Source organism: Paraburkholderia aspalathi (assembly GCF_905220735.1).
GTDB classification, from domain to species: domain Bacteria; phylum Pseudomonadota; class Gammaproteobacteria; order Burkholderiales; family Burkholderiaceae; genus Paraburkholderia; species Paraburkholderia aspalathi.
Window position 1 is genome coordinate 65,362 of sequence record NZ_CAJNBA010000012.1, and the last position, 12,357, is coordinate 77,718.

Annotated in this window: 8 protein-coding genes and 3 pseudogenes; 6 read left to right on the top strand and 5 right to left on the bottom strand. The window is 61.5% G+C overall.

The features are described 5' to 3' along the window. The first annotated feature begins 59 nt into the window (after positions 1 to 59). From KHO30_RS36140 to KHO30_RS36165, 6 genes and pseudogenes are all read left to right on the top strand, one after another. Entirely contained in the window at positions 60 to 356 is a 297-nt protein-coding gene (locus KHO30_RS36140; RefSeq protein ID WP_211703781.1) for a type II toxin-antitoxin system MqsR family toxin, read from the top strand. A gap of 2 nt (positions 357 to 358) precedes the next feature. Next, positions 359 to 760: a type II toxin-antitoxin system MqsA family antitoxin gene (locus KHO30_RS36145; RefSeq protein ID WP_200619234.1), complete on the top strand. Its 402-nt coding sequence runs from the start codon at positions 359 to 361 to the stop codon at positions 758 to 760. A 114-nt stretch (positions 761 to 874) separates the two neighbouring features. Beyond that, positions 875 to 1,654 carry a DeoR/GlpR family DNA-binding transcription regulator gene (locus KHO30_RS36150; RefSeq protein WP_154565319.1) on the top strand — a complete coding sequence of 260 codons (780 nt, stop codon included), beginning with the start codon at positions 875 to 877 and terminating at the stop codon, positions 1,652 to 1,654. Positions 1,655 to 1,855: 201 nt separating this feature from the next. Continuing rightward, a complete protein-coding gene (locus tag KHO30_RS36155; RefSeq protein WP_211703782.1) occupies positions 1,856 to 5,341 on the top strand; it encodes a DEAD/DEAH box helicase in 3,486 nt (1,161 codons plus the stop codon). A 700-nt stretch (positions 5,342 to 6,041) separates the two neighbouring features. Further along, positions 6,042 to 6,344 (top strand): annotated as a pseudogene (locus tag KHO30_RS36160) (protein mobD); the annotation flags it as partial. 56 nt (positions 6,345 to 6,400) lie between these two features. Then, a pseudogene (locus KHO30_RS36165) lies at positions 6,401 to 6,730 on the top strand (phage integrase family protein); the annotation flags it as partial. 27 nt (positions 6,731 to 6,757) lie between these two features. On the opposite strand, the gene KHO30_RS36170 reads toward KHO30_RS36165, so the two are convergent. From KHO30_RS36170 to KHO30_RS36190, 5 genes and pseudogenes are all read right to left on the bottom strand, one after another. Continuing rightward, positions 6,758 to 7,036 carry a DUF3331 domain-containing protein gene (locus KHO30_RS36170; protein WP_211703784.1) on the bottom strand — a complete coding sequence of 93 codons (279 nt, stop codon included), beginning with the start codon at positions 7,034 to 7,036 and terminating at the stop codon, positions 6,758 to 6,760. A 102-nt stretch (positions 7,037 to 7,138) separates the two neighbouring features. Next, positions 7,139 to 8,689 carry a DHA2 family efflux MFS transporter permease subunit gene (locus tag KHO30_RS36175; RefSeq protein ID WP_211703785.1) on the bottom strand — a complete coding sequence of 517 codons (1,551 nt, stop codon included), beginning with the start codon at positions 8,687 to 8,689 and terminating at the stop codon, positions 7,139 to 7,141. Next, positions 8,686 to 10,098 (bottom strand): HlyD/EmrA/EmrK family protein, encoded by a 1,413-nt coding sequence (locus tag KHO30_RS36180; protein ID WP_211703786.1) that lies wholly within the window; start codon positions 10,096 to 10,098, stop codon positions 8,686 to 8,688. Before KHO30_RS36180 ends, KHO30_RS36175 begins: the two co-directional genes overlap by 4 nt. A gap of 53 nt (positions 10,099 to 10,151) precedes the next feature. Next, positions 10,152 to 11,693 (bottom strand): efflux transporter outer membrane subunit, encoded by a 1,542-nt coding sequence (locus KHO30_RS36185; RefSeq protein ID WP_211703787.1) that lies wholly within the window; start codon positions 11,691 to 11,693, stop codon positions 10,152 to 10,154. A 56-nt stretch (positions 11,694 to 11,749) separates the two neighbouring features. Then, positions 11,750 to 11,944: pseudogene (locus KHO30_RS36190) on the bottom strand (MarR family transcriptional regulator); the annotation flags it as partial. Between the last annotated feature and the right edge of the window lie 413 nt (positions 11,945 to 12,357).

The following is a 12,357-nucleotide window of genomic DNA, read 5'->3' on the forward strand; positions in this document are numbered from 1 at the left end:
AACAGACGGCCGCGCTACCTTTTTATAACCAAGTAGGTTAATATCAATCGGAGGCAAGAGTGGAAAAAAATACGCCTCACTGCAAGTTGGCCGATGTCCAGGGCTTGGCGAGTGCAGGGAAGATCAGAATCACGAAATCGGCCGTGATCGGGGCTGCGGCACTCGGCTTCGGGCCTGCGGCGATTGTCGAAACGGTGATGTCCCTCGGTCGGCGTGCTTTCAGAAAAAGCATGACTACGTACGCGGACCATCGGGTCTGGCAGGACGTCTACTGCGCCATGACTGAAGCAGGCATGGTCTATTTGAAATTGACGGTGGTCGATGACGTCCTCGTCGTGTCATTCAAGGAGTGGTGAGCATGAAATGCCCGAACTGCGGAGCGGCCGAACTGGTGCGCGATACGCGCAATATGCGCTATGTCTACAAAGGGGAAACAGCCGTCTTCGAGGCCGTCACCGGCGACTATTGCCCGGCATGTGAAGAGGCTGTGCTCGACATGGACGAGGCGACCCGCACGGGTCAAATGATGCTGGCCTTCAACAAGGAGGTGAATGCATCGCAAGTGGATCCCGCATTCATTGCCGCCGTCCGCAAGAAGCTTGAGCTGGACCAGCGCGAAGCGGCGGAAATTTTCGGCGGCGGCGTGAACGCTTTTTCGCGGTACGAGAATGGCAAAACCAGGCCGCCGCTCGCGCTAATTAAACTGCTGCGAGTACTGGATCGGCATCCCGAGTTGCTGGCGGAAGTAAGGGCAGGTTGAGCTTTAGTGCGGGTTTAGCATGCCGATTGTGGATTTATATGGGAATGCGTTGAGATTTCTTGGCGAATTATGAGGTGTTTGCTAGACTGGGCACCGTCTCCCGGTCTCGATCCTATGTTCTCCACCCAACGCCAAGCCGAAATCCTGCGACTCGTCCGCGACGAGCGTACCTGCACGATCACCGATCTTGCCGGCCGCTTCGAGGTGTCTGACGAGACCATCCGCCGCAATATCAAGCCGTTGATCGCGGACGGCCTGCTCATCAAGGTCCACGGCGGCATCATGCTGCCCGAACGGCTCGACGAGCCGCCGTTCCAGCGGCGCATGGTGGCAAGCCGCGAAGGCAAGCAGGCGATCGGCGCGCGCATCAGCGAGCTCGTGCGAGACGGCGACTCGCTGATCCTCGAGGGCGGTACGACCTGCTTGCACATCGCCCAGGCTCTTACCGCGCGCTCGCGGCTCACGGTAGTGACCAATTCCATCGAAGTTGCTCGCGTGCTGGCGCCGCGCAACGGCAACCGGGTGTTCATCGCGGGTGGCGAACTGCGTGCTGACGACTCCGCTGCAGTCGGCGACAGCGTGCTTGCCTTCCTGCGCCAGTTCCATGTGCGCTACGCAATCGTCTCGGTCACCGCGATCGACCTGCAGGGCCGTTTCATGGACGCACTGCCCGCCGACGTCGCGTTTTCGCTCGCCGCCTTTGCGCAGGCTGAGCGGCGCGTGGTCGCGGCGGATCACGCGAAATTCGGCCACAGCGCGCTAGTGCATGCTTTCGGCGCGGATGCGGTCGATCTGCTGGTCACCGATGAGGCGCCAACGCCTGCGCTCGCTCAGGTGTTCGCGGCAGCGGGGCTGGAAGTGAGCGTCGGGGCATCCAGCGACCCCGCGCTCTGAGCGAAGCCAGGCCATCCGTCCCTTGCACCGCCTTCAAAGCCGTCTCCACAGCGAATTTCGTCCAACGCGTAAAATGGCCGGTTACCACGGGCAATCTATGCCGGGCTGAAACTGCGCGGGCAGTCGCCATTCATGGTCTGCCGCGCCGATTCTGCGTCCGCACGCTGTCGCCCCCGCTGGCTTGAAAAGGAATGGACCCTGATGTCGTCAGTTTTCTTCGATCGGGAACGGATTACGGAATGGCTGGGCGACCACACCGTCGCCAAGGCACGCTCGGTCGGCGCCGTCACGAACGTGAAATGGGATGGCGCCAAGCTCAGCGGCTATGTGCAGGGCTCACGGGTGCTGCCCTACCACACGCAGGTGCGGTTCCGGACCGATGGCGGCAGACCGTGGGCGCAGAGCGAATGCAGTTGCCCGGTCAGCCGCAATTGCAAGCATGTCGCCGCGCTGCTGCTCGCCGAGCTCGAGTATCACGACGAGATGGACCACATCACCAACGTCGACACTGGCATCGACTCCGATGAGCGCTCGTCCGCCGGTTACCCGCAGGCGTCGTCCGGAACAGCGATGCAGCCGCCATCCGGCGTACGTCCCGAACTGGTCAGCTGGCTCGAGCGTTTTCGCGCACGCGCCGAGGCCGCCGATGCAGTCGCCCAGAAGGCGGGCGCCGCACGCACCCAAACGCTCGCCTACCTGCTGAACTGGTCCAAGTTCCACATGCGCCACGAAGTCGTGCTGTACCGGGCGCACTGCAATCCGGACGGCACGATTGTCGAAGTCGACGAGCCCTGGGGCAATGTGGAAGCCGCCTTGCTCAAGCAACCCAGGTTTGTCTCCGACGAAGACCTGTCGATCCTGCGCGGTTTGTGGCTGGGCCGCTCGCGCGAGGATTTCGGCCAGTTCGTTCTGCGCGGCACGAGCGGCGCGGAGATGTTGCAAAAGCTGATGGCCACGGGGCGCCTGTTCTTCGAGTTCAAGCCGGCGCCGGGTCACGACGGACCGACGCCTTTGTCGCGCGGCGCCACCCGGCCCGGGCGGATCGAATGGGAACCGCTGGCGGATGAACGCCTGCGGCCAGTGCTGTGCACTGAGCCGCGCGCCACCATGGTGCTGCCCACCGAGCCGATCTGGTACGTGGACGGCGTCGCGAATGAAGCGGGTATCGTCGAATCGTCGTTGCCGTTCCAGCAGTTGCCCGACTACCTCGCCATGCCGCCGATCTCGCTCGCCGAAGCGCCGCTCGTCGCCTCGGTGCTGCGTGAGATCGCGCCCGATTTGCCGCTGCCGCCCACCCACGACGCCTCCGCGATTCGCGTGATCGACGTCGATCCCGTGCCGGTGCTCACGCTCAATAGCCACGCGCTGCCGTCGACGGTCAAGGCGGGGCAACGAAAATCAGAGGCTGTTGAACTGGCCGGCGTCAGCTTCGATTACGACGGCGTCAGTATCAATGTCGATAGCAGCGTCACCCTCGTGCCCATGCCGGGCGGCGACGTCATCCATATCCGCCGACGCTACGAAGCCGAAAAGAAGCGCTTGCTCGAACTGCGCAAGACCGGCCTGCAGAAAGTCCCGACCAGCCGCGTGTACGCGTCGCGGCTTTTGCCTGACACGATGCTCGGCCTGCCCGATGCCGAATCCTGGTCCGCCTTTGTCAACGACGCTGTACCTGAGCTCGTGAGCAAAGGCTGGCGCGTGACGATGGCGCCCGAGTTCCGCTACAACATCATCGAGATCGACGCGATCGACGGCACTGCGCAGCAGGCGGGCGACGGCTGGTTCGATCTGGAGATGGGCATCCGCATCGGCGAGCGCAATGTGCGGCTCGAGCCGCTGCTCGCCGATCTGTTCCGGCGCGACCGGCGCTGGCTCGGCGGGGCGCTTGAAGCCATCGCCGACGACGAACCGATCGAGCTGAAGACCGAAGAAAACAAGCGCCTGCGTTTGCGCGCCGACCGGCTGAAGCCGGTGGTGCGCGTGCTGGTCGATCTGTTCGACGCACTGGGCGGCACGTTGGCCGAAGGCGCGCCGCTGCGGGTGCCCTCCGTCGATGCGGGCCGCCTTGAAGCCTTGAACAGCACGGGCCGCTGGCAATTCCAGGGCGACGATTCGATTCGCCAGCTGGCGCAGCGTCTGCAGGCCGGCCCGGGCTTGCACGAGGTGCCGGTACCGCGTGGTCTGAAGGCGGAACTGCGTGCGTATCAGCAGCAGGGCCTGAACTGGATGCAGTTTTTGCGCGAACACGATCTGGCCGGCGTGCTCGCCGACGACATGGGTCTCGGCAAGACCGTGCAGACGCTCGCGCACATCCTCGCGGAGAAGGAAGCAGGGCGGCTCAACCGTCCCGCGTTGATCGTCGTGCCGACCACGCTCGTGCACAACTGGCGCGAGGAAGCGCGGCGCTTCGCACCCGATCTGAAAGTGCTGGTCCTGAACGGCCCGCAGCGCAAGGAGCGTTTTGAGCAGATCGGCGAACACGACCTGATTCTGACGACTTACGCGTTGCTGTGGCGCGATCAGAAGGTGCTCGCCGAGCATGACTATCACCTGCTGATCCTCGACGAGGCGCAGTACGTGAAGAATGCCAGCACCAAAGCCGCGCAGGCGATCCGCGGATTGCGCGCGCGGCATCGGCTGTGTTTGACGGGGACGCCGCTGGAGAATCACCTCGGCGAACTGTGGTCGCAGTTCGACTTTCTGTTGCCGGGTTTTCTCGGCAGCCAGAAGGACTTCACCAAACGCTGGCGCAATCCGATCGAGAAGAACGGTGACGGCGTGCGCCGCGCGCTGCTGGCGCGCCGCATCCGGCCGTTCATGCTGCGCCGTCGTAAGGACGAGGTGGCGAAGGAGTTGCCGGCCAAGACCACCATCGTCTGTTCAGTCGATCTGGAGGGCGCGCAGCGCGATCTATACGAAACAGTGCGGACGGCCATGCAGGAGCGGGTGCGTGCGGCGGTCAGCGCGCAGGGCCTCGCGCGCAGCCACATCATCGTGCTCGATGCCTTGCTGAAGCTGCGCCAGGTGTGCTGTGATCCGCGTCTCGTGCGGAAAATCAGGGTTGATGAGGCGCCGGGGGAATCAGGCGAACCGGGCGGGAAGCGCGGCAAAGTGGAAAAAGCGGAAAGGGTCGAAAAGGGCGCACGTGTCACGCGTTCGGCCAAGCTCGATTTGCTCCTGTCGATGCTGCCTGAATTGATCGAGGAAGGACGCCGCGTGCTGCTGTTCTCGCAGTTCACCGGCATGCTGGCGCTGATTGCCGACGCGCTCGAGGAAGCCGCGATTCCCTACGTCATTCTGACTGGCGACACGACGGACCGCATCACGCCGGTCGAGCGCTTCCAGCAAGGCGAGGTGCCCTTGTTCCTGATCAGCCTGAAGGCAGGTGGAGTAGGTCTGAACTTGACCGCTGCGGATACCGTGATTCATTACGACCCGTGGTGGAATCCTGCTGCCGAGAATCAGGCGACCGACCGCGCCCATCGGCTGGGGCAGGATAAGCCCGTATTTGTCTACAAGCTGATTGCCGCGGGCAGTATCGAAGAAAAGATCGTGGAGTTGCAGGAGCAGAAGGCGGGACTTGCCGACAGCATTCTCTCCGAAGACGCCGCCGGCGCCGCCAAGTTCTCGGACGACGACCTCGACGCGCTATTCGCGCCGATGCCCGAGATTGAAAGCAGTAGGTGAGAAGTGCAGGCTGCGCGCGCCGCGGAGATTCCGACTGCGGCGTGACGCGCCTCCAAAAGCGCAAGGTTCCCCGCCAACCCGTCAATCCCCGTTTGCTCGCTTGATGAAGCATGTTGAACTCCATGTGCACTGAGGGGAATTCGAGCGACCGTATAAAAAATATTTTTCTGTTCCCCTACGTTCTTCAGCATTCCGGTGTATTCCACCAGTCTTGATGACCGGCAGGAACTGGTATTGACGATGAGTAAACGCCTACGCAAGACGCGTGTGACGGTGTTACATCGGAGCGAATCATGCCGGTTGTTCGGAGTTTCACGCGAGGGCAATGGGAGGCACTTGGACGCAGACTGGGTGCGCTCCCGGAAAAGGGCAAAGATGAACAGCACCTCAAGGTGGGAGACGGCGTTAAATCCATTCGGACGCAAATTGGCGCGGCGAGGGAGAAGGGCTACACGCTGAATGAGTTGATAGAGCAGGCAGCGCAGGAAGGCATCGACGTGAATCTCAATTCCCTGAGATATGCGATGCGCCGCGCCGAGGGAAAGGGGCGCATTGGCCGGAAAAGCAAGGACGCAGTACGCGATCACCCCGCAGGGCCGGCACGGAGCAGGAAACCGGCTCAGAAAAATGCGGTACGCGATAAGCCGCTACGTGCCGGAACACAACAGAAAGGGGATGGGGGAGTGACCAGGTCGGGGCCCTGCTCCTCAGGTTTGGTGCGACGTTCCCGAATGCGGTCACACACGTTGTGCGCAACGGCTATTTCGGCGCGCCGGAAAAGTTCGCCCTGTACCGGGAATCAAATCTGCGCAAGGCCATTGAGGCGCAGGGTCAGTCGCTGGATTTCCCTGATCTTGCGGATCGCGTTGCCGACGAACTTCGTAGCCAGCGCCTGTCGATACGCAAGGCAGCAGAAATGATGCATATCGGGGAGCGTGCTGAATTGCTGCGCTGGCGCGCATTGCTTACCACGATGTTTGCCAGGATGGCGGCCGATGCGTGACCGGCAGACGAGACTACCGGATGCAATCGGCCGTCTGTTTCTCGACGTCACGGGGTGCCGGCATGCCGTTTCGCAAAGCTATGGAACGCTACCTGCCGGAGCGCCTAGGGGCAGGGCAGTCGGCGCGCGGAGTGCTCGGCAGCGTTCGCCGACGGCTGGCGAAGGTCGCGCGGCAGGTCGGCCGGCCGGAACTCGTCACGGTTTTTGCGCACCCTGACGGTAAGCGTTTACGGGACACGAAGGCGGTCGCGGACGCGATCGAGGTCCTGCGGCACGCGCGCATGCCGACTCCGAAGATCAGTGACGACATCGGCATCTGGCTGCCCGCGCGAGCGGTCGCTACCCTGCACGCGCACGGTATCTCGACGCTGTCGGACCTCACCGTATATTAGACGTCCCGATGGAACCGTTTTTCATGTCGCGAGATATGAATACTCCGTCAATTGTCCGTCGCCCGCGTGCATGGTTTCAGGCACGGCGCTAACCAGAATCATCTCATCGGCGTTAAGCGTTGCCTGACTTCGTTTGGGTTTGAACACCGCGTCGCCCTTATGGATATCCGTCCCGCTGAATGCACATCGCCCCGCTGTACGAGCCGTGACAATGCGCCATTCTTGCCCGCCACAGTGGCCGCGACGCGCGTCGCTCCAGTCGACCACCAGGAGGTCGGCCTTGGGCCGTTCGAGCAGCAAGATGCGACATCCCGTCGCAAAACACCGCGTGTTCTCTGTGTCCGCTTTACGCATCATCGATCGCCTCCGAGTGGTACCCTCTCGCACCGAAAACACGTGCCGTTAATCCATCACCGCATGCGCCGCGTCTTCACTGTTGACTCGCTTGGCGGGTCGAATAATCAACAGCAGCGGGATGACCACGATGCTCATCCACATCATGAATTTGAAATCGTCGATGTAGCCGATCATGCTGGCCTGCGCGGTGATTTGCTGGTCAAGCGTAGCAAGCGCGAAGGCAGAAGGCCCCTGACCCGAGGGGTGCAGGAGCGGGTTGAAGCGGGTGATGTGCTCAACCAGCGTCGAGTGAACGATCTGCGTGTGCTGCGTGAGCATCGTTTGCACGACTGAGATACCGATGCTGCTGCCAATATTGCGAACCAGGCTGAAAATAGCCGTGCCGTCAGCACGCATCTCCGGACTTAGCGTGGCGAATGTCAATGTGCTCAACGGGACGAACACGAAGCCGAGTCCAAGCCCTTGAATCACGCCCGGCCAAACGACGTTGCGCTCGGACAGAACAATCGTATAGCCCGCCATCTGCCAGAGCGAGAACGCTGTTAGCGCAAGGCCGATAAATATGAGAATGCGCAGATCAACGCGTCCGATTGATCTGCCGGCGATCATCATTGCGAACATCGTGCCTATACCGCTGGGTGCGACGACGAGGCCTGCTGTCGCGACTGGGTAGTTCATGAGGGTTTGCAGCATGGGCGGCAGCAGTGCGCGAGTCGCGAAGAGAATCACGCCCACCACAAAGATGAACACAAGGCCTGTGACAAAATTTCGATCGACGAGCAGGCGCCGGTTGAAAAAAGATGGTCCTCGCACGGTCGCCGTGTGGATGATGAAGAAGATAAAGCTGATCGCGCATGCGAGCGTCTCGCACCAGATTTCGATCGAGCCGAACCAATCCTGTTGCTCACCGCGATCGAGCATCGCCTGCAACGCGCCGATGGCGATGCTAAGTGTTGCAAAGCCGAAGAAGTCGAATCGGGTGTCCCGCCGCAGGAATTCGCCCTTGATATATGTGAACACGCCAAACACCGCGAAGGCGCCAATCGGCACGTTGATGAAAAATACCCAGCGCCAGTTGTAACTGTCGGTGAGCCATCCACCAAGGGTTGGGCCCAGGATCGGGCCGACCATCACACCCATGCCCCAGATCGCCATGGCCTGCCCCTGCTTTTCACGCGGGTTGATGTCGAGCAGAATGGCCTGCGACAACGGCACGAGCGACGCGCCAAATACCCCCTGGAGCAGACGCGCGGCAATGATCATCGGTAACGAAATCGAAACGCCGCACAAGGCCGACGCGACCGTGAAGCCCACAATGGAGGTGAGCAATACATTCTTTTTCCCGAAGTGGTCGCAGAGCCAGCCGGTGACAGGCGTCGCGATAGCCGCGGCGACGATGTAGGACGTCAGGACCCAGGTGATCTGATCCTGTGACGCTGACAAGCTGCCTTGCATGTGCGGCAACGCCACGTTTGCGATCGTGCTGTCGAGCGACTGGATCAGCGTCGCCAGCATGATGCAAATCGTGATGATGCCGCGGTGCGGCACCAAAGGTGCCGACGCCTGGTCCCTGGCCGTACCCGTCGGCGTGCTCATTGCCTCGTTCCTTTCTCTTCGCTGCCTGATGCTGCGAATTGTTCAAGGCCGTGCTGAGGCAAAAAAACGAAAGACTTGTTCTGGTATTTCCTTCCGCTCCCGGTCGGTTGCTGCATCGCGTGGCCGACGGTCGGCTTCTTGCGGTGCGAGGACGTGTCTTGCACTTCATTGCCCGGGCCTGCGCTGCCCTCGTTTTCTTGAATGATCCGGGCGATTTCGGCGTCGGCCTGATCGCCATACCTCGCAAAAACGTCGGTCTGGTAAATGGTGTTGGGCGCGGCGCCCAACTGGCCGCCTTGGTCGTTCTTGATCGTCACGTCGACGTTCATCGACAGGCCGATGCGCAGCGGATGCTTTTCCAGTTCCTTCGGATCGAGCCCAATGCGCACCGGCAGTCGTTGCACGACCTTGATCCAGTTGCCGGTGGCGTTTTGAGCCGGCAGCAGTGAGAACGCGGAGCCAGTGCCGGCTGAGAAGCCGATCACCTTGCCGTGGAACACCACCGATGAACCGTACACGTCTGCGGTCAATTCGACCGGTTGGCCAATGCGCATGTGTTGCAACTGAACTTCCTTGAAGTTCGCGTCGACCCATACGGCGTTTAGCGGGACAATCCCCATTAACGGAGTGCCCGGCAATACGCGTTGGCCGACTTGTACCGAGCGTTGCGCGACATAGCCTGTGACCGGTGCAGGCATGGTGTTGCGGGCAAAGTTTATGTAGGAGTCGCGTACTTTCGCCGCGGCAGCGCGCACGTTCGGATGGTCAGTGATGTCCGTGTTGGCGGTCAGTGCGCGATTGGATTGAAGCTCCTGCTCTGCGGCGTTGAGCGATGCTTGCGCGCCGCGCACCGTGTCCCGCGCATGCGAGATTTCTTCCAGCGAAATCGCACCGGTTTGCGCGATGGTCATGCGGCGCCGCAGATCGTCCTCGGCGCGCGACAGGTCCGACTGGCGCAACGCTACTTGCGCCGCGTACTGGTTGTCGTTCACAAAAAGCGTGTGCACCTGACGTACCGTTTGCGCCAGATTCGCTTCGGCCTGATCGAGTGTGACCTTCGAGTCCGCCGGGTCAAGCACCACTATCGCATCGCCGACGTGAACCGTCTGCGTGTCGTCGGCGTTCACGGAGATGACAGTGCCCATTACTTGTGGAGTGATCTGTACGACGTTGCCGTTCACGTAGGCGTCGTCGGTCGTTTCGTGAAAGCGCGCGATGAGGAAGTAATACAGGCCATAAGCAACCGCCGCGATCACAAGCACAATGATGAACAGCGTCATCAGCAGCCGGCGTTTGCCGTTGGTCGTCGCCTCCGGATCCGCGGCAACCTGAGTCGCTTGGGCCTGGGTGGGTGGATACGGCGGACTGGTTGGTTTTGCGGAAGTGACGGGATCTTCGGTGGTGCTCATGGCGATGCTCCGGATTTCTCAATGTTCGTCGCTTGTTCGGGTAGCTTTCGGGCTCAGTCCGCGGCAGTCGGCGTCGCTCGGCTTGCCGGCAGGGGTTGAGCGGACTGCGGAGCTTGCGCCACGCGAGCGTCGGTCGGCACGACAAGATCGACCTTCGTGGCGTCGAATCCACCGCCGAGCGCCTTGATCAGTGCGATCTGCATATTGCGGCGACTCATCCTCAGATCCGTCACGGTCTGTTCCGCCGCGAGCCGGCTCTGGTCCGCCGACAACACTTGCAATTGGGGAGAGAGGCCCGCCTTGTAGCGCACCACTGAGAGCTGGTAAGCGCTGGTCGAGGCCTCCAGCGCCCGCTGCGCGTCGGCTTGCTGCCGGTCGATCGAATGGATGGAGGCAACCTGGGTGGAGACATCGTTCAGCGCATTGACGAGCGTCTGGTTGTAGCCGGCAACGTCGTAGTCGAAGTCCGCATAGCGGCCTTTCAACTGTGAGCGCAAAGCGCCGCCATCGAAGATCGGCAGGTGAATGGCGGGGCCAAACTGTATCTGGCGGCTCCCCGCAGTGAAGAACTTGCCCCAGCCAAACGCGTCGAAGCCGGCGGTCGCAGCGAGGTTTACATCCGGGAAGAATTCGGCCTTGGCCTCTTTGACATCGTGGAGTGCCGCCTCCACCTGCCAGCGTGCGACGACGATGTCCGGACGACGCGCCAGCAGGTCGGCGGGAAGGTTGTCCGGCAGAGCGATGGCGCCGCCTGACGCCAGGACCGGCTGAACGATTTGCAGGCCGCGGTCCGGACCCTTGCCGAGCAACGCTCCCAATTGATAGCGCACGACGGTGATCTGGCCATCCAGATCGCTAAGATTCGCGCGGGTCGTTGCGATGTTGCCGATCGCCGTTTGTCGCTCAACGTTGGTGTCGAGGCCCGCGGTGACGCGGCCGTCGGTGATGCGGCCAATCTCTTCACGATTCTGGACTTCACGTTGAGCGATGTCGCGCTGGGCATAGAGGCGCGCGAGCTGGTTGTAGGCACTTGCGACCGACGCGGCGAGTGTCACGCGGGCCTGCTGCATATCAGCTTCGGTCGCTCTCTCCTGCGACACAGCCTGGCCCAGGCGCTGGCGATTCTTGCCCCACAGATCCAGATCCCACGACGCGCTCGCGAGTGCGTTGTTCTCGCTATACCAGGTGCCGCCGAAGGGCGGCGGGTAGATCGAGTTGGCCGAGTAGATCTCGCGGTTCCACGAATAGCTGGCATTGACCTTCGGGTAGAGCGCCGAACGCGAACTTTCGATATACGAGGAGGCTTTTGCGATGCGCGCCTGCGCCTGGGCGATCGACGGGCTGCCTTCCAGCGCCTCCGCGATCAGTTGGGGCAGTTGCGGGTCGCCGAACTGGTTGGCCCAATCGAGCGATGGCCACTGCCCACCCTGTGACGGTAAGCTCTGGTTGGACTCGTACTGACCCGGCGACGACATCTGCTTGTCGCTTCCTATACCGAAGTAATTCGCGCACCCCGTAAGGGCGAGCGCTGCCACCGCTGTGGTGACAGCGGCCCGGCACGACAGTGCAGGCGCGGACAGGGAAAGGGATTTCATCGCTCGACTTTTTTGAGTGTCAGTGGAATGTGATGGCGGGGTCTGCAACGGACTCATTACTCCCCGTTGCAAAAGCTGGTTGATGCATTGCCGGTTGGTCCCGATAGCTGGCTGTCGGCGTTGGCGAGCACGCGCTTCAACATGCTCTTAAGTAGTCCGACCTCTTCCGGTGTGAAACCGGACAACAGGTCGTCCAGCACGCCGCTGAAGATGGCCGGTATGCGTCGCTGGCCTTCCGGCGTCAGCGCAAGGCCCCTGGACGACTGGTCGGAACCCAAAGTGTTCATCTGCTTTTTGCTGCCTGAGCACGGGTTGGCACAAAAATGTCCCCGTGCAACGCCTATTCCTGGGTCAGGTTGCGGAAAATGCGAGTAGAACTCATATTTAGTGATGTCATAATATGACTGTCACTCGTATTTTGTCAAGCCGCCCGAAACCGCTAGTTCGGCTGGATTCATATGGCATTGAAAAACGTTCGGCGACTGTGCAGATTCTGCTTTCGTCGTTTGCGCCGTCTGTGAATCTAGAAACATTGCGAAGGCGATGTTCTCGCGCGACCAGTACAGATTTCACTGCGAGCCTAGATGCATGCTCGACAGCTGGTTCTGTGCGATGGTCATTGCTACGAGGGCCATAAACCGTGCGGTCGTGGCCAGTCGGAGTT

What these genes read in the sequence shown, in the direction of transcription:
- KHO30_RS36145 (WP_200619234.1), top strand. Translation starts at nt 359, where the DNA reads ATGAAATGCCCGAACTGCGGAGCGGCCGAACTGGTGCGCGATACGCGC.
- KHO30_RS36150 (WP_154565319.1), top strand. Translation starts at nt 875, where the DNA reads ATGTTCTCCACCCAACGCCAAGCCGAAATCCTGCGACTCGTCCGCGAC.
- KHO30_RS36155 (WP_211703782.1), top strand. Translation starts at nt 1,856, where the DNA reads ATGTCGTCAGTTTTCTTCGATCGGGAACGGATTACGGAATGGCTGGGC.
- KHO30_RS36175 (WP_211703785.1), bottom strand. Translation starts at nt 8,689, where the DNA reads ATGAGCACGCCGACGGGTACGGCCAGGGACCAGGCGTCGGCACCTTTG.
- KHO30_RS36180 (WP_211703786.1), bottom strand. Translation starts at nt 10,098, where the DNA reads ATGAGCACCACCGAAGATCCCGTCACTTCCGCAAAACCAACCAGTCCG.
- KHO30_RS36185 (WP_211703787.1), bottom strand. Translation starts at nt 11,693, where the DNA reads ATGAAATCCCTTTCCCTGTCCGCGCCTGCACTGTCGTGCCGGGCCGCT.